This window comes from Streptomyces sp. NPDC029122 (assembly GCF_055569445.1).
Genome location: NZ_JBVHWK010000021.1, coordinates 43,189 through 58,600 on the forward strand (window position 1 = coordinate 43,189; position 15,412 = coordinate 58,600).

At 71.4% G+C, this 15,412-nt stretch carries 21 protein-coding genes; 8 read left to right on the forward strand and 13 right to left on the reverse strand.

Annotated elements, in window-relative coordinates; translation table 11 throughout:
- Positions 1 to 124: 124 nt before the first annotated feature.
- Entirely contained in the window at positions 125 to 379 is a 255-nt protein-coding gene (locus ACZ4WZ_RS23155; protein ID WP_467893025.1) for a WhiB family transcriptional regulator, read from the reverse strand.
- Between the two features lie 195 nt (positions 380 to 574).
- Here ACZ4WZ_RS23155 and ACZ4WZ_RS23160 point away from each other — a divergent pair, with 195 nt between their 5' ends.
- Complete coding sequence (locus ACZ4WZ_RS23160) at positions 575 to 883, forward strand: hypothetical protein (protein ID WP_388940513.1); 309 nt, start codon at positions 575 to 577, stop codon at positions 881 to 883.
- A 53-nt stretch (positions 884 to 936) separates the two neighbouring features.
- On the opposite strand, the gene ACZ4WZ_RS23165 is transcribed toward ACZ4WZ_RS23160, so the two are convergent.
- Complete coding sequence (locus tag ACZ4WZ_RS23165; protein WP_467893027.1) at positions 937 to 1,422, reverse strand: DUF5709 domain-containing protein; 486 nt, start codon at positions 1,420 to 1,422, stop codon at positions 937 to 939.
- A 142-nt stretch (positions 1,423 to 1,564) separates the two neighbouring features.
- Here ACZ4WZ_RS23165 and ACZ4WZ_RS23170 point away from each other — a divergent pair, with 142 nt between their 5' ends.
- A complete protein-coding gene (locus ACZ4WZ_RS23170) occupies positions 1,565 to 2,302 on the forward strand; it encodes an alpha/beta fold hydrolase (protein ID WP_467893029.1) in 738 nt (245 codons plus the stop codon).
- 50 nt (positions 2,303 to 2,352) lie between these two features.
- Entirely contained in the window at positions 2,353 to 2,832 is a 480-nt protein-coding gene (locus ACZ4WZ_RS23175) for a hypothetical protein (protein WP_467893031.1), read from the forward strand.
- Here ACZ4WZ_RS23175 and ACZ4WZ_RS23180 read toward each other — a convergent pair.
- The 3 genes from ACZ4WZ_RS23180 to ACZ4WZ_RS23190 form a co-directional block, all read right to left on the reverse strand.
- Positions 2,818 to 3,156, reverse strand: coding sequence for a hypothetical protein (locus tag ACZ4WZ_RS23180; protein ID WP_467893033.1), 339 nt, complete (start codon positions 3,154 to 3,156; stop codon positions 2,818 to 2,820). The genes ACZ4WZ_RS23175 and ACZ4WZ_RS23180 overlap by 15 nt on opposite strands.
- A 13-nt stretch (positions 3,157 to 3,169) precedes the next feature.
- Entirely contained in the window at positions 3,170 to 4,903 is a 1,734-nt protein-coding gene (gene ctaD / locus ACZ4WZ_RS23185) for an aa3-type cytochrome oxidase subunit I (protein WP_467893035.1), read from the reverse strand.
- A gap of 174 nt (positions 4,904 to 5,077) precedes the next feature.
- On the reverse strand, positions 5,078 to 5,464 hold the full coding sequence (locus ACZ4WZ_RS23190; protein ID WP_467893037.1) for a hypothetical protein: 387 nt from the start codon (positions 5,462 to 5,464) through the stop codon (positions 5,078 to 5,080).
- Positions 5,465 to 5,874: 410 nt separating this feature from the next.
- Between ACZ4WZ_RS23190 and ACZ4WZ_RS23195 the strand changes: the two genes are divergently transcribed.
- Complete coding sequence (locus ACZ4WZ_RS23195) at positions 5,875 to 6,357, forward strand: DedA family protein (protein WP_467893039.1); 483 nt, start codon at positions 5,875 to 5,877, stop codon at positions 6,355 to 6,357.
- 85 nt (positions 6,358 to 6,442) lie between these two features.
- On the opposite strand, the gene ACZ4WZ_RS23200 is transcribed toward ACZ4WZ_RS23195, so the two are convergent.
- The 7 genes from ACZ4WZ_RS23200 to ACZ4WZ_RS23230 all read right to left on the reverse strand — a co-directional run bounded on the left by ACZ4WZ_RS23200 (position 6,443) and on the right by ACZ4WZ_RS23230 (position 11,175).
- Entirely contained in the window at positions 6,443 to 6,823 is a 381-nt protein-coding gene (locus tag ACZ4WZ_RS23200) for a hypothetical protein (RefSeq protein WP_467893040.1), read from the reverse strand.
- Positions 6,820 to 7,407 carry a TetR/AcrR family transcriptional regulator gene (locus tag ACZ4WZ_RS23205; RefSeq protein WP_467893042.1) on the reverse strand — a complete coding sequence of 196 codons (588 nt, stop codon included), beginning with the start codon at positions 7,405 to 7,407 and terminating at the stop codon, positions 6,820 to 6,822. The genes ACZ4WZ_RS23200 and ACZ4WZ_RS23205 overlap by 4 nt, the downstream gene beginning before the upstream one ends.
- A gap of 210 nt (positions 7,408 to 7,617) precedes the next feature.
- Positions 7,618 to 8,550: an aminoglycoside phosphotransferase family protein gene (locus ACZ4WZ_RS23210; protein WP_467893044.1), complete on the reverse strand. Its 933-nt coding sequence runs from the start codon at positions 8,548 to 8,550 to the stop codon at positions 7,618 to 7,620.
- On the reverse strand, positions 8,547 to 9,059 hold the full coding sequence (locus ACZ4WZ_RS23215; RefSeq protein ID WP_467893046.1) for a hypothetical protein: 513 nt from the start codon (positions 9,057 to 9,059) through the stop codon (positions 8,547 to 8,549). Before ACZ4WZ_RS23215 ends, ACZ4WZ_RS23210 begins: the two co-directional genes overlap by 4 nt.
- The gene (locus tag ACZ4WZ_RS23220; RefSeq protein WP_467893047.1) at positions 9,056 to 10,270 is read right to left on the reverse strand and encodes a M48 family metallopeptidase; all 1,215 of its coding nucleotides are present in this window, start codon (positions 10,268 to 10,270) and stop codon (positions 9,056 to 9,058) included. Before ACZ4WZ_RS23220 ends, ACZ4WZ_RS23215 begins: the two co-directional genes overlap by 4 nt.
- On the reverse strand, positions 10,267 to 10,800 hold the full coding sequence (locus tag ACZ4WZ_RS23225) for a hypothetical protein (RefSeq protein ID WP_467893048.1): 534 nt from the start codon (positions 10,798 to 10,800) through the stop codon (positions 10,267 to 10,269). Before ACZ4WZ_RS23225 ends, ACZ4WZ_RS23220 begins: the two co-directional genes overlap by 4 nt.
- A gap of 144 nt (positions 10,801 to 10,944) precedes the next feature.
- Positions 10,945 to 11,175, reverse strand: coding sequence for a DUF5133 domain-containing protein (locus tag ACZ4WZ_RS23230; RefSeq protein ID WP_467893050.1), 231 nt, complete (start codon positions 11,173 to 11,175; stop codon positions 10,945 to 10,947).
- A gap of 166 nt (positions 11,176 to 11,341) precedes the next feature.
- Here ACZ4WZ_RS23230 and ACZ4WZ_RS23235 point away from each other — a divergent pair, with 166 nt between their 5' ends.
- From ACZ4WZ_RS23235 to ACZ4WZ_RS23250, 4 genes are all read left to right on the forward strand, one after another.
- Positions 11,342 to 12,577, forward strand: a complete 1,236-nt coding sequence (locus ACZ4WZ_RS23235; RefSeq protein WP_467893052.1) for an MFS transporter — start codon at positions 11,342 to 11,344, stop codon at positions 12,575 to 12,577.
- 140 nt (positions 12,578 to 12,717) lie between these two features.
- On the forward strand, positions 12,718 to 13,119 hold the full coding sequence (locus tag ACZ4WZ_RS23240; RefSeq protein WP_467893053.1) for a hypothetical protein: 402 nt from the start codon (positions 12,718 to 12,720) through the stop codon (positions 13,117 to 13,119).
- Between the two features lie 141 nt (positions 13,120 to 13,260).
- Positions 13,261 to 14,055, forward strand: coding sequence for a bestrophin-like domain (locus ACZ4WZ_RS23245; RefSeq protein WP_467893054.1), 795 nt, complete (start codon positions 13,261 to 13,263; stop codon positions 14,053 to 14,055).
- An 80-nt stretch (positions 14,056 to 14,135) separates the two neighbouring features.
- A complete protein-coding gene (locus tag ACZ4WZ_RS23250) occupies positions 14,136 to 14,672 on the forward strand; it encodes a GNAT family N-acetyltransferase (protein ID WP_362400150.1) in 537 nt (178 codons plus the stop codon).
- Here the strand turns inward: ACZ4WZ_RS23250 and ACZ4WZ_RS23255 are convergent.
- Positions 14,656 to 15,408 (reverse strand): IS5 family transposase, encoded by a 753-nt coding sequence (locus tag ACZ4WZ_RS23255; RefSeq protein WP_467893056.1) that lies wholly within the window; start codon positions 15,406 to 15,408, stop codon positions 14,656 to 14,658. The two genes, ACZ4WZ_RS23250 and ACZ4WZ_RS23255, sit on opposite strands and share 17 nt — an antisense overlap.
- Positions 15,409 to 15,412 lie beyond the last annotated feature (4 nt).

Here is a 15,412-nt window from a genome sequence, read left to right on the forward strand (position 1 = left end):
TGGCCGAGCCCACCCCAAAACAGACCGCCCCCACCCCTCCACCCCCCCAACCCCCCCCCCCCCCCCCCCCCCCCCCCCCCCCCCCCCCCCCCCCCCCCCCCCCCCCCCCCCCGCGGGACGGGGGTCAGCCTGTCGACCGGGCACGGGAGCGGGCGGCCCGCCGCTTCGCGGCCCGTCGTTCCTCCTCGCTCATGCCGCCGCACACGCCGACGTCCTGGCCTGCTTCGAGGGCCCATTGGAGGCAGTCCTCCATGACGGGGCAACGGTGGCACACCGCTTTGGCCTCCTCGATCTGGAGCAGGGCCGGACCGCTGGATCCCACGGGGAAGAACAGATCGGGTTCTTCCCACCGGCAGGCAGCCTCGTGGCGCCAGTTCATCGTCTTTCCTCCATCCTTTTCGTCCGAATCCCTATCCCCACGCTCCTGGCCGGTATCGGCCCTTCTATGCGGGGCCGGGGCGAGTACGTGCCGTTTCGGCATCGACCGGCTGATGTGTCGGGACCGAGGGGTTCGAAACGCGGTGCCGGGGCATTCCCCAACGAGACCCGCCTTTTCCAGCCGATGGGAGCAGCAGTGACCACGTACGTCATCACCGTGCCCGGCACGTTCCTGAAGGACGTCGACGATGCGGCCCGCTCGGCGCTGGCGAGGAGCCTGGCCTCCCACCACACCGACTTGAGCGAGACAGAAGACGTGGAGCTGCTGACGGTCCACGAGGACGGAACCTTCTCCGTCCGCCTCGAAATCGAGGCCCCGGACCGGGCGGCGGCCGAGGAAGGGGCCGTCCGCCTGGCGGGCGGCGCCCTGCGGGAACTGGGGTACTCGGAGAAGGACGCCCCCCTGGGGCCGCCGGCCGTGACCGGCATCGAGGGTGAGCTCTGAGACGACCCGGTCATTCCGCTCGCGGGCCCGGGCCGGAGCTACGGCTCCTCGAGCTACGGCTCCTCAGGGGCGTCGTCCGGCTCTTCCGGCTCGACGACGTGGACGGCGGCTTCCTCGGCGCTCGCCGCGCCACCGTCGATGCCCACGTCCTCGGCGGTGAGTTCCGCGACGGTGTCGGGGTGGGCGCCCTCGTCGGGCGCCACCATCCGGCCGGCGCGCCCGGTGCCGACCTCGCGGTCGAGCGCTTCGCCCTCACCGCCCGGCAGGTCGCCGATCCCGTCGCCTTCGGCCTCCCCCACGTCGGGCACCTCCTGGGCCAGCCTCTGGTCGAGGCTTTCGCCCTCCCGCTGCTCCGCGGCCGTGGTGCCCGGCTTGGTGACCCCCAGCGGCCGTTCCGGGGGTGAGTAGCCCTCGTCCAGCATGGCGTCGTACGTGCGCTCGTCCACGGCGTTCTGGAGGTCCAGCGGCGCCGCGTCCTCCTGCTCCTCGTTGGTGCCGGTCGGCTGGTAGGCGTCGTCGGCCTGCGGTGTCTCACTCATCGGGATCTCCTCGCGTCGGCATGGCCTCTCTACGCGCTGCTGTCCCTCCTACCCCACCCAAAACGTGCCATGCCGGGATGGATCCGACAGTGATGACCAGCACCAGGGGCCTGGCCGCCCCGGGCGCCGATAGGGTCGCCCCGTGGGTGACATCGTGGTGGTGCGCGACGGCTCCGGGCCGGAGGTCCTGACGGTGCACGGCGGAGCCGGCCCCCGGACGACGTGGGGGGCTCTGGCTCCGCTGGCTGACCGGTGGACGCTGGCGCATGTCCACCGCCGCGGATATCCGCCGAGTCCGCCACCGCGGGGGCGTCAGGACTTCGCGACGGACGCGCTGGACCTGGCGCCGCTGCTCGCCGGCCGCCCGCACGTCGTCGCCCACTCCTACGGCGTCCTCGGGACGTTGCTCGCGGCCGCCGCCGCCCCGGACGGCGTGCGCTCGCTCACCCTGATCGAACCGCCGCTCACCTACCTCGTCGCCGACGACCCCGAGGTGGCGCGGCTCGAGCGCATCGGCGACGCGGTCCTCGACCGCGGCATGGAAGCGGACCCGACCGAGCTCCGGGAGTTCCTGCGTCTCGCCGGCGCACCCGTCGGCGACGGCCCGCTCCCCGCGGGCGTGGTCGCCGGCGTTCGGCGGGCGCACGGCAGCCGGCCGACGAGCGAGGCGCGCCCACGGCTCGACGTGATCCGGGACGCCGGTGTTCCGGTGCTCGTCGCGTCCGGAGCGCACGCGGCCGCGCACGAGCGGATCTGCGACGCCCTCGCGGATGCGCTGGGCGGCGAGCGCAGCGTCCATCCGGGCGCCGGTCACTTCGTCGCCGCGGCGCCGGGCTTCGCCGGACGGCTCGAGGCCTTCCTGCGCGAGAACGTCACGTGACGAGCTCCCCTCGCCGGCACCGGCCCTTCCGCGTGGGGCATCCTTCCCGCATGACATGGATCCGCGCACTGGTGTTCGGACTGCTCGCGGGCAGTTTGGGCGCTCCGCTCGCAGGCCCGCGGGGCGAGGGCGCCGGCCACCTGTGCCTCGCACTGGTAACAGGAGCGGTGGCCGGGCAGGTGCCGGCCGTTCCGCTGTCGCTCGCCGGAGCGGGCGTATGGACGTGGGCCCGGGGGCGGCCGGGGCCGACGTGGCGGTGGGATCCCGTCCTGGGGGCGGTGTCGCTCGCCTACGGCGTGCTGGCGCTCGCGCTGGCGCGCGCGGTACTGCGATGGCTGGATGCCGAACCCGTTCCCAGCGGTGTGGGCGATCCCGACGGCGAGACCTCCCTGGCTCTGCTCGCCGGCCTGTCGGGAGGCTTGGCCGTCCTGCTGGGCCTTTCGGTCCTGGTACGCCACCTGATGACGCGGGCCGGGCGGCGCAGCGCGGACACGGGAACGGGAACGGGCCGGAGCTCACCGGGTGCGTGACAGGCCGATCGCGAGGAGGCCCACGGCGGTGGCGCTGCCGAGGAGGACGGTGGCGAGCATGCGGCGGCGCAGGACGTGGTAGCGGCGGGAGTACTCGTCCCTCAGTTCCTGGCTGCGGCTGGTGACCTCGTGCAGGACCTGGCGCGTGCGGGCGAGGTGGCGGGCGGCGTAGAGGCGGATGACGTCCTCCCGTTCCGCGCCTCCGAGCCAGGGCAGGCAGTCGGCGAAGGCTTCCGCTTCGCGGGCGGCGCGGTGGTGGGCCGCCCGGCTCATCAGGTACCCCTCCAGCTCGGCCAGGCCGGCGGTCACGTCGTCTCCGTGCAAGTCGCCCACCCCTTCAGCCCCCGGAAGGACCTTGGCCCGATCCCGGGGACTCGCGGTTCCGGGGGTCGTCGAGGACGTCGCGCTTGGCGCGGTCGTTGGCCTCGTCGAGGGCGGCGATCTCGGGATGGTTCAGGTCGAAGGCGGGGGATTCCGACCGGATGCGGGGCAGGGTCAGGAAGTTGTGGCGGGGAGGCGGGCAGGAGGTGGCCCATTCCAGGGAGCGGGCGAAGCCCCAGGGATCGTCAACGGTGACGCGGGGGGCGTATTGGGCGGTCTTCCACACGTTGTAGAGGAACGGCAGGGTGGAGAGGCCGAGGAGGAAGGCGCCGATGGAGGAGAGGGTGTTGAGCCCGGTGAAGCCGTCGGCGGCGAGGTAGTCGGCGTACCGGCGGGGCATGCCGTCGGCGCCGAGCCAGTGCTGCACGAGGAAGGTGGTGTGGAAGCCGATGAACAACGTCCAGAAGTGGATCTTCCCGAGGCGTTCGTCGAGCATCGTGCCGGTCATCTTCGGCCACCAGAAGTAGAAGCCGGCGAACATGGCGAAGACGACCGTGCCGAAGACCACGTAGTGGAAGTGGGCGACGACGAAGTAGGTGTCGGTGACGTGGAAATCCATTGGAGGCGAGGCGAGGATGACGCCGGTCAGCCCTCCGAACACGAAGGTGACGAGGAAGCCGATCGACCACAGCATCGGCGTCTCGAAGGAGAGGGAACCCTTCCACATGGTGCCGATCCAGTTGAAGAACTTCACCCCGGTCGGCACCGCGATCAGGAACGTCAGAAAGGAGAAGAACGGCAGCAGGACGGCTCCGGTGGCGAACATGTGGTGGGCCCACACGGTGAGGGAGAGTCCTGAGATCGCGATCGTCGCACCGATCAGGCCCAGGTAGCCGAAGAGGGGCTTGCGGGAGAAGACCGGGACGATCTCGGTGACGATCCCGAAGAACGGCAGCGCGATGATGTAGACCTCGGGGTGCCCGAAGAACCAGAAGAGGTGCTGCCACAGCAGCGCACCGCCGTTGGCCGGGTCGAAAACGTGCGCGTTGAAGCGCCGGTCCGCCTCCAGCGCCAGCAGCGCCGCGGCCAGCACGGGGAACGCGAACAGCACCAGGACCGAGGTGAGGAGGATGTTCCAGGTGAAGACCGGCATCCGGAACATCGTCATCCCCGGCGCGCGCAGGCAGATGATCGTGGTCGCGAAGTTGACGGACCCCAGGATGGTGCCGAACCCGGACAGGGCCAGCCCCATGATCCACATGTCGCCCCCGACGTAGGGGGTGCGCTCACCGCCGCTGAGCGGCGTGTAGGCGGTCCAGCCGAAGTCCGCGGCCCCCTGGGGGGTGAACAGGCTCGCCACCACGATGATGCCGCCGAACAGGAACAGCCAGAAGGACAGCATGTTCAGTCGCGGGAACGCGACGTCCGGGGCGCCGATCTGCAGGGGCATGATGGCGTTCGCGAACCCGGCGAAGGTGGGCGTCGCGAAGAACAGCAGCATGATCGTGCCGTGCAGGGTGAAGATCTGGTTGTACTGCTCGCTCGAGACGATCTGCATCCCGGGCCGGGCCAGCTCGGCGCGCAGGAGCAGCGCCAGGATGCCGCCGATCAGGAAGAACCCGAAGGACGCGATCAGGTAGAGGTGCCCGATCTTCTTGTGATCGGTCGTCGTCAGCCACGACACGATCACCTGGCCCGGCGTCCGTCCGGGCGTCGGAACGGGAGCGATCGGCTCGGTCATCGTCACCATGACAAGCCCTTACGGCAGAGGGGGTCGGCGAGCGCGCCGGGGGCCCGTCCAGCGTCCAGCACCCCACACGCTCTCGATCTGTCTACCGTGAACCGTGGATCCCCGCGTCACTGCCACGCGGACGCGTCCAGGTGATGGGAAGGGCGCTTCCCCTTCTCGGCTCGCACGGGCAGGTCAGTGACCTCGACGGCCGCCGCCCCCCACGGCGCGGCCGAGCCTGCGCAGGAGGCCGCACCAGCGCCGGAGAGGACGGGGCGACGGGCTCCGCCAGGCCGGCGGCTTCTCCGGGAGCAGCGGTACGCGCGGCATGAGGTAGCGCACCCCGTCGAGCTCCATCTCGCACAGGTACGCGCCGCCCGTCTCCGCCAGCGTGACGCTCAGCGGGCGCGGCGGGGATCCGGGGAGTTCGGCGCGCCACACGGTACGGTCCTCCCGGGGCGCGGCGCCCTGGGCGACGACCTTCCCGTCGACCAGCACCTCGACCGGGCGGGAAGCTCCGGCCGTCTGCACGGTGATCGAGTGGCCGTCCCGGTCCAGGTGGAAGCGGGGGTGATCAGCCATGTCTCCAGCGTACGGCCGCGCCGTCGCCACCCCCCGGCCCACGCCGTGCGCCGGGACCCCCAGCGGGGTCATCGCGTCGGCGCGGTGTTCGGCTGCGTCGGTGAGAACCGGGAAGGATGGGTCCATGCCCCGGTTGGGTCCATGCCCCGGTTCCCCTCGACCCCGCGAGACCCGCAGGGGCATATCCGCCGCATGATTGTTCGGTTAGGCTTGCCTTGCCTGGTGTACGTACCCGGGCGGACGGTTCGTGTTCCGGGCCGCAGGTGATACCGCGGGACGGAACGGGCAGAAGCGGGGTGCAGGTGAGAGACGGTGATCGGGTTCGTGTGCGTCCGGCGCCCGCTCGGGCGGGACGTCGATGCGGGTGACCGCCGACGCGGCCGCCGGCCCGGTGCCGGGGACGGGGCGTCGTGAATAGGATCGCGCTGACGGCCGGAGTCCTGTACCTCATCGTGCTGCTCCGCGCCGGAGGGACGTTCGCCCTCGGGTGGCTCGCCGGCGCCGGCGCCCGGCGCAGCAGGTTCGGCGAGCGGATCACCTCGGCGAAGTTCCAGCGCGCCGAGCGGGCGATCCAGCGGTGGGGAGCGCCGGTGGTGGCCGTATCGTTCCTGACCGTTGGTTTCCAGACCGCCGTCAACTTCCTCGCGGGCAGCATGCGCATGCCGCTGCCGCGCTATCTCCCCGCCTTGTTCGTGGGCGGAGCGGTCTGGGCGCTGATCTACGCGACCGCGGGGCTCGGCGCGCTCGAAGTGCTGGGGAGGCTCTTCGCCGAGCAGACGGCCCTCGGGGTGTCCGCCGTGGCCGTCCTCCTGCTCGCGGTGTGCGCGGTGGTGGTGTACCGCAGAAGGAGGTCGGCCCCGTCCAGCCGGGACGCCATGACCGACGGATCGTGAGCCCGTCACGCACGCCGGCGAGCGTCCGGACCGGCCGGCCCCCCGCGCGGGCCTTCGCGGCCGCGCGGGTGATCCGGCGGCGTGGTTACGCGGCGCCCGCCGCTGCCAGGAACGCGACGGGCAGGAGCAGGATCCACTGCGGCAGGCGGAGCAGTGGTCTGGGCCAGCCGACGGACAGGGTGACGACGAGGAAGGCTGCCGCGTACGCGACGAAGTGCGCGGCCACGAACCACGCCACCGGGCCGGTACCGGGCGTACCGTTCGCCTGGGCGAGGTAGAGCAGGCCGAGGCCGGACAGCACCAGGTCGACGCTCACCATGTGCCACACGGCGTGCAGGACACGCTTGGGTTCGTCCGCGAGACCGCAGGACAGCAGCGGGCGCACCACGTCGCGGTGCCCGGCGACGATGTGCACCGCGGCCACGGCGAGAGCGGTGATCCCCGCCGCGAGGAGCCAGCCGTTCACCGGACCTCGATTCCCTTGGCCACGACGGCGGCCAGTCGTGCGGGCAGTTGGGGATCAGGGTGTTCCCCGACCAGTCCGATGTGGAAGAACACGGCTCCTGCCAGCGTGTCCAGCACCAGGTCCACGGGCGTTTCGCGGGCGATCTCGCCGCGCAGCGCGGCGCGTTCGAAGACGACCAGCAGCCGCTGCTTCGCCGGGGCCAGGAAGTCGCCGCGGATGCGCGCCTTCAGCTCCGGGTCGGCGGCGAAGTCGGCCAGCAGCCCCGGGAGGGCCGCCGCGGCGGCGGGCGCGCGGAACTCGTCGACCAGGCCCTGGACCAGCACGGTCAGATCCCCGGCCAGCGTTCCGGTGTCCGGGGGCGGAGCATCGTCCGTGGTCGCGAAGACGGCCTCGAAGACCAACTCCGGTTTGCCCGGCCACCGCCGGTAGATCGTGTCCTTGCCGACGCCGGCCCGCGCGGCCACCGCGCCGATCGACGTCGCGGCGTAGCCGGCCTCGGCCACCAGCTCTGCCGTCGCCCCGATGATCGCCTTGTGCGATCGGGGATCCCTGGGACGCCCCCGGGAAGGCGGAGAGGAGTTCATGACATTTACCTTACGGGTCGACCCGTAACGTAAACAAGGGGCAGGCGGAGTGCTCTCTCGACGACGGCCGCGGCTGTCCCCGTGGCGCGCTACCCCCGGTTGCGGCTCCCACCGACACATCGCCGACGCATCTCCGGCGGTCCCGCCGGACGGCCGCCGTCCCGCCGATGCGCGGCTGTGAGCCAGAGCCGCCCGGGGGCACCCGGCCGGCTAGGCACGTTCGAGGAGCAACTCCGCCAGGTGGTCGGCGAACTCCGTGAGCCAGTCCAGCCGTGGACCGCTGCGGGCGATACGGAAACCGTGGCGGCGGCCCCAGAACGCCGCCTGGACGGCGTGCAGCTGGGCCCACCGCCGGACGCGTTCACGGTCGAGCTCCGCAGCCTCGGCGAAGACGTCCAGGACGCGGTGGACCGCCTTGCGCGGGTCGTCCGCTTCGAGGAGGGTCAGCGCGCGGGACTTCAGCAGCGTCCCGCCGTCGTAGGCGGGATCCCCCGCGTACCCCTTGGGGTCGACGGCCAGCCATGGCTCCCGGCCGGCTCGCAGGATGTTCCGGGCATGGAGGTCGCCGTGGACGAGGACGTCCGGGCCGGCCCCCGTCAGCTCGCGAACGGTCGCCACGGCGGCGTCCCGCACCCGGCGCGGCAGTGCGTGCGTCAGCTCCTCGGCGTCCTTGCGCAGTTGCTCCTCCCACGCGTCGGCCTGCTCCCGCAGCCGGGGCAGGCCGGGCGGGGCGGGGACGGCCAGGCGGCGATTGAGCCGCCCGGCGACCGCCACCACCTCGTCGCCGTCCTCGACCTCCGCCAGGGTCGACGGCTGGACCCGCTCCAGCAGCATCGCGAACCGCTCGTCGTCGCGCTCGTGCAGCAGGACGGCGCCGCGCCCGCCCCACGCGACGAACGCATCCGGCTCATGGACGTTGCCCGGGTGCGGAAACGACACCTTCAGCGCGGCTCTCTCCTCGCCCCGCCGCCGTACCGGAACGATGATCCCGACGCCACCGTGCATGACCTCGCCGTCCGGCACGCACTCCCAGCGCCCCAGCAATTCCTTCACGATGCCGGGCAGATCGGCGAGCCAGGCCGTCCCGGCCTCCCCCTCGCGGTCGACGGTGCTCTGTGCGAACTCTTGCGGCAGCAGGATCATCCCGGCACCCTACGCGCCCGCCCGTTCCGGGGCCGTGTGATGATGCGCCCGCTCAGCGGCACCAGTGCGAGGGCTGCGGCGGCGAGGGCTCCGTACCCCGTGGGGATCTGGTCCTGAGCCACTGTGAGGACCCGGAGCAGATAGGTTCCGGTCCCGCGGTCCCCCGCGTCCGCGGACGCCGAGAACGAGAGTGCCACGTCGGTGGGGTGGATCACGTAGGACAGGCCCAGCCCGAAGCTGAGCGGTACGAGGGCGCAGCACATCACGGTGGCCACGAGGAGTTCCCGGACTCTGCCCACCGCTGTGAGGGGAGCCCAGGCCCGAGCCGTGTACGCGAGCCATTGGACGAAGGCGTAGCTGCCGACGGCGAGGAGGAAGAGCCAGGCGGCCTGTTCGCCCGGGTGAGCGGTGGGTCCCATCTGCGGCGCGCCGAGGTTGGTCGGTCTGAGGGTCGTACCGGCCAGGAAGCCCAGTCCTGTGGCGACCGCCGCACGATGGACGCTGCTCACCGCCCGCCCGAAGTGGAGGGCCGCCAGCTCCGCGCGCCAGAGCGCGTACGCCGTGCCGCCGGCCAGGGGCAGGGCAGCGGGCAGTGCTGCCAGCGGGTGACTCGGTGGGAGTCCGAGCAGTCCACTGGTGAAGGCGGTGACCGGCCCCTGGGCGATGGCGCAGAACAGGCCCAGGGCAAAGCCTTCCCAGCCGGCGAAGGAGAAGAGCGGGGCGGGATCACGCAGTGCGTCCAGCCGCGGGCCGCCAAAGGGTGCGGACGCAGGAACTCCACGGGAGGGAGCGCTGCTTCGGAGTCGATTCGGCGTTGTGCGGCGAGTACCGCCGCCAGTCCGGTACCACCGTTCTCCCAGGCGGCGGCGCGGGCATCCGCGTGGAACTCGCGGCTGCGCAGCACCGCGTTACGGGTCAGCGGCACCGACAGTCCGACGACGAGCGTTCCGGCGGCGGTACCGAGGTAGAAGGACGCCGACCCCGCGGACGGGTCGAAGACGCCGAGCGGAAAGGCGATGGTGACGGGGATCGCCACCAGAAGGGTGAAGAGCCGGGAGGAGATCAGGGTGAGGTACGCGATGTCGACGTCGCGGTTGCGCAAGTGTGCCAGCTCGTGCAGCACGATCGCCCGGAACCGTCCGGGATCGGTGTCGTGCAGCGCGATCAGACCGCGGCTGAGCAGGACGTACCGTGTGCCGACCCTTCCGAAGGCGAGCGCGTTCACCCTGCCGTCCAGAAGGTCCACCAGCAGGTTGATCCGCCGGTGGTCCGCGCCGACCGACCGCATCAGCCGGTCGAGCTCTTCATGGACGGCCGGAAAGGAACGTACGGGCAGGGGGACGTATCCCCTCCGGCGTATGCGCCGGCCGGGGAGGAACCAGTACACGGTGGCCACCAGCGCCCAGAAGCAGCCCAGGACGGCGAGCTGGATCCACAGGACGTGGCGGTCGGACAGGCCTCCGCACAGGGCGAGTTGCCGTACGGCGTCCGCGTCGCCCGAGGCCGCGCCCGGGGCGTACTTCTCGACGCACGCGCGGGTCGCCTCCAGGCCGGCCGCGCGGTCTCCGAGGAACGGCCGGACCCAGAAGAGGCCGACGGAGAAGACCGTTCCGGAGACGGCGACGATGAGCAGAGCGAAACGGAACGCCGTGCCGGAGGGGAGCGAGAACGGGGAGAGGGGAGGTGGCGCCGGCCGTGCGCCGGCCGCCGCGGGACTCATTCTCCCGTACCGGGATCCGCAGCCCCTCCGGGCAGGGCGCCGCGCCCGTCGTCGCGTTCCGCAGCACTGTCCTGGGCGCTTCGTGCCAGTCCGCCGACCAGGGCGTCCGCGAGCAGTTCCGCGCGGTCCGGGGAAAGCCCCAGCTCGACGCCCCGTTTCCGGGCGAGCTCGCGCAGCCGGCCCACTTGGGCGTCGGACAGCGGTTCCGGGTCCGGAACGGGCGGGGCCGCTTGCCGCCTCCTGCCGAACCGGAACCTGTTCCCGGTCCGGTCCGCCGCTTGTACGGCAACGTGCTGGAGAACGGAGGTGGTCACTGCCAGCGCTACGCCCGACAACACGCCGACCACCGTTTCCAGCCCCATACCGACGGGATCCCGAACCGCCATCGCACGGTAGGGAACCGGCTGGGCGAAGAAGGCCCGGGCCGTCTGGTCGAAGAGCTCCAGTTCCTCCGGCGCGATCTCGGCCACCACCGAACGGGCGAGCCGGGCGGTTTCCTCACGGTCGTGATGATGGCGCAACACCGACACCTCTGCTCCGGGCGGGCGCCGTCCCCGCCGACTGCCCTGAGACTCCATCTGGCGCCCTGACAGCGGTGGTTGTCAATGCACGAGGTGTGACTCGGTCTCCCTGCGTTCCCGCGCCGTATCGGTCGTCGCGCGGCGTGCCGCCGGTCAGGAGGGGGTGAGGACGGAGTCGTCGAAGGTGTCGGCGCCCGGCAGATGGTGACGGGCGGCTATCAGGGCGGCGTGGATGTCTGTCGTCCCCGTCGCCACGCACAGCGCCTGCGCGACGTCCTCGATCTCGGCCCGTACGTGCGACGCGCCGTTCCCTTCCGCCAGAACGGCCAAGGCCCAATAGCGGTCGACGAGACCGGGAAGCACCGCCGGGTGAGCCATCAGCATGGACGCGTCCTCTCCTCAGTGATCATTTCCTGGCTGGCCCTCAGGTACCCGGCCGCCCGCCGTCCATTCGCTCCGTTCGCCGGCAGGGCCGGAGGCGACAGCCGGGGCTGGCTTGATCCGGTGCCTCCGGCCGCGGGCGGCGGAGCGGGGCTGACACCATCTGCGGATGCTCGGAAAACGAGGTGTCGTCCTCACCGTGGTGGCCGCCGCGTACGGCATGTCCTCCCTGGGGGACCAGATGGCGATCGTCTCCCTGACCCTGCGGCTGCACGACCAGGGGCGGTCGGGCGTCGCCATCTCGGCCCTGGTGATCGCGAGCGTGCTGCCGCTGGTCGTGATCGGGCCGCTGGCCGCCCCGCTGGTCGACCGGGTCGAGAGCGGCCGGCTGATCGTCACGGTGACGGTGCTGCAGGCACTGGTCAGCGCGGGGCTGGTGTTCGTGACCGGTCTGGCCGGCACGCTCGTCCTGCTGGTGCTGCTCGGGGCGGGACTGGCCCTGGTCTCCCCGGCCCTGCTGCTGCTGGTCCCCCGGATCGTCGGTCCCGACGACACCGCCCGCGGCTACGCCCGGCTCGACGCCTTCCGGTCCGCCGGAAACGTGGCCGGGCCCGCGCTGGCCGGTGTGCTGATCGCCGTGTTCGACGTACGGGTCGCTCTGGTGGCGAACGCGGCCACCTTCGTCGTCATGGCCGTGGTGCTGTCCTGCCTGAAGGTCCGCCGCGAACCCGAGGCGGAGGCGGGCGGGCGCTGGCTGGTGCAGGTCCGCGAGGGGGTCCAGGTACTGGGAGGGGACCGCCTGCTGCGCACGGCGATCCTCGCGCTGGCGTCGGCGATCGTGTTCACCGCCGTGCTGAGCGTGGCCCGCGTCTTCTTCATCCGGGACGATCTGAACGTGTCCGGCACCGGCTACGGCTTTCTGGTCAGCGGCCACACCATCGGGATGCTGCTCTCCTCCACGCTGATCGCCCCGCGGGTCCCCTTGAAGTGGCAGCCGCGGGTCCTGGTCGGGGCCGGGGCCCTGATGGGGACCGCGCTCGCCGTCGGGGCCGCGGTGCCGGTCCTCGCCGTCACGGCGGTGGCGTTCGTCCTGACCGGCGTCGCCAACTCCCTCCAGGGGCTCGCGATCCGCAACCTCATCCACGCCCGGGTGCCCGCGCAGGTACGGGGCCGGGCCTTCGCCACCTCGGGGGCGACGCTGAACGGGGCCAACCTGGCGGGGACCGCCCTGGGCGGGCCGGCCGCGACGCTGCTCGGCGGCGCCGGGGCCCTGGAGCTGGCGGGGCTGGGGACCCTGGTCGTCACCCTGGCGGGCAGTCCGGTGCTCCTGCGGCACACCGTCGGTGCGGAGGATCCGAAGCCGTCCCGGCCTCCGGAACAGGTGGCCGATCCCGCGCAGGAGTAGGTGGCCGATTCCCGCTCATGCGCGTTGACGGGCCGCCGAGCCGTCCCTAGCGTCAAAACGCGACCGCATACGGTCGAGCACATCGTGTCTGATCTCAGAGGGCGCCAGGCAGGACTGCCGCCCGTCAGAGGGGGAAACCCATGTCCAGCACGATCCTTCCCGGCAACCCCGTAACCCGTGAACTGGTGCTCCTCGGCGACTCCGCGCCCGGACGCCGGGGCGAACGCACCATCGTCGCCCAGTCCCACTGCGAGATCGAGCTCGCCTCCGACGAGGCGCTGGACCGCTGCGTCCAGGCGCTACGGGCCTCCGACGAGCGTCTCGCCGAGCAGGCGGACGGCCCGTACGACTGGCAGCGGACCTGGGTGGAGCGCAACGGCCGGGCCGGCGGCAAGGTCATCTTCGACGTGGCCTGGTACGACGAGGAGTTCTTCCAGGAGAAGAAGGACACCTTCCTCGCTCCCGAACACCTCGCGATGTACGCGCACATCGGCGCCGGGGAGGGAGCGGTGCAGGTCACCCACTGGCAGAAGGTCGACTGACGCGACGCCCAGCACACCGGGAGGGCCGTCCGCCACCACCGTGGGCGGCCCTCCCCGCGTCGGGGATCGCTCGAACCGCCGGAAACGCCACGTGCGAGTGGACACGTGCACACCTACAGAGGGCTCCTCGTTGAGCAGCGCATGATCCTCTGGCTCTTGAATCACCTGAGTACGTTCTTCCTCGGCGTCGTCATCGTCGGCGGCTTCGTCGCCCTGGCCCTGGGGGGAAGCCTGGTGGCCCGCCGCCGGTTCCCGCACCTCGCGAACGGCGAGCACAACGAGATGGTCGGCGTCGCCCTCGGGATGTTCGGCGCGATCTACGGCATCATCCTCGCCTTCGTCGTCGTCACCCTCTGGACGCAGCTCGAGAACACCCAGAACATCGTCGCCGACGAAGCCACCGGCCTGGCCCTCGTCGTCCGCAGCGCCGAAGCCTTTCCTCCCGCCGAGCGTGCCCGTGTGGAACGCTCGGTCGGGGACTACGTGCACGCCGTCGTCGAGATCCAGTGGCCACTGATGCGCCAGGGGAAACCCAGCTTCGAGGCGACCGCCGCGCAGACGCACGCCATGTACACCGCGCTGCAGGGCTACGAGCCGGTGGGCACGCGCAGCGAGACCTTCTACGCGGAGGCGGCCGCCCGCCTCAACGACGTGGCCGGACAGCGCCGGGCGCGGGTCACGATGGCCGAGACCTCGCTGCCCGGGCTGCTGCAAGTGCTCGTGTTCGGAGGCGCCCTGGTGATCCTCCCGCTCACGTTCCTGTTCGGTCTGCGCAGTCTGAGGATGCAGCTGCTGTTCGTGTCGGCGGTGGCCGGGCTGATCGGCTTCAGCCTGCTGCTGGTGATGGTGCTGGACCGCCCCTTCGCCGGGGAGCTCAGTGTGAGCCCCGCGCCCTACAAGGAGGCGGCCCTGGCCCAGTTCTGGCCGGACCGGTAGCCGGCTCCTAGGGCGTGTATCGAAAGTGCCTGGTGAGGATGACGGAGAGCCCTTTTGTGATCAAGAATGATTGGATGGTCATGCTTGAGACTCCCCGTTTGATCCTGCGTCGCTGGCGCGAGGAAGACGTTGCGCCCATGGCTGCCGTCAATGCCGACCCCGAGGTCATGCGGTGGATCCGCGACGGCGGCGTCCTTGACGAACAGCAGACACGCGGCCGGGTCCAGGCATGGGAGAGCGAGTGGGAGTCACAGGGCTTCGGCTTGTTCGCCGTGGAGATCCGGTCCACTGGCGAGCTGGCCGGGTTCACCGGCCTTTCGGTGCCCAACTACTTGCCGGAGGTACTGCCGGCGGTTGAGGTCGGCTGGCGGCTGGGACGTTCCCACTGGGGGCAGGGCTTGGCCACCGAGGCCGCTGCGGCCGCTGTACGGTTCGGGTTCGAAGAGCGAGAGCTGGAGCGGATCGTCAGCATCGCTCAAGTGGGCAACGACGCCTCCGAACGGATCATGACCAAACTGGGGATGCATCCGGTCCGTGAGACCGTCAATCCCGCCGGTGGTCGGCGAGTACGGGTGTTCGAGTTGTCGTCGGACCAGTACGTCACAACCACTCGTTGACAGCCGCTACGAGGACGGTCGCCTCGTAGCGGACCGCGAGTTCGTCGAAGCGGGTGGCCACAGCTCGGTGCCTTTTGAGTCGGTTGATTCCACACTCGACCGCATGCCGAGCCGTGTAGTCCTCGGCGTCGAATCTGGGCGGCCGACCACCGAGAGCGCCCAGCTTCTTGCGGTTGCGTGCCTGGTCGGCCTTGTCCGGGATGGTGCAACGGATGCCGCGTCGGCGCAGGTGGGCGCGGTTCCTGCGGGAGGCGTACGCCTTGTCAGCCCTCACGCGATCGGGGCGGACACGTGGGCGGCCGGGCCTGATGCGGGGCACGCGTACCTTCTCCAGCACGCGTTCGAACTGCGGCGAGTCACCGCGCTGCCCAGCCGTGATCACGATCGACATGGGCTTCTGGCCCTGGTCGACGGCCAGGTGCGACTTAGTTGTGAACCCGCCGCGCGAGCGTCCCAGCCCGTGATCTCCGGGCTCGGTGAAGACACCTCCCGGTGGTTCCTTTTGCAGGTCACCCCGCTTGCGGGCGCCGACCGCATGCTGGTGAGCGCGGCTCCGGCCCCACGGCCCGTACTCGACTGGTACGTCCCGCCACGGCACGCCGCTACGGACCCGGAACCTTATGCCGTCGATCAGCTGCCGCCGGGGCCAGACGGGCGGCCGCCCCGCCTTCATCCCCTTCGGCAACAACGGCTCCAACACCGCCCACTGTTCATCCGTGAGATCTCCCCGACCCATGAAC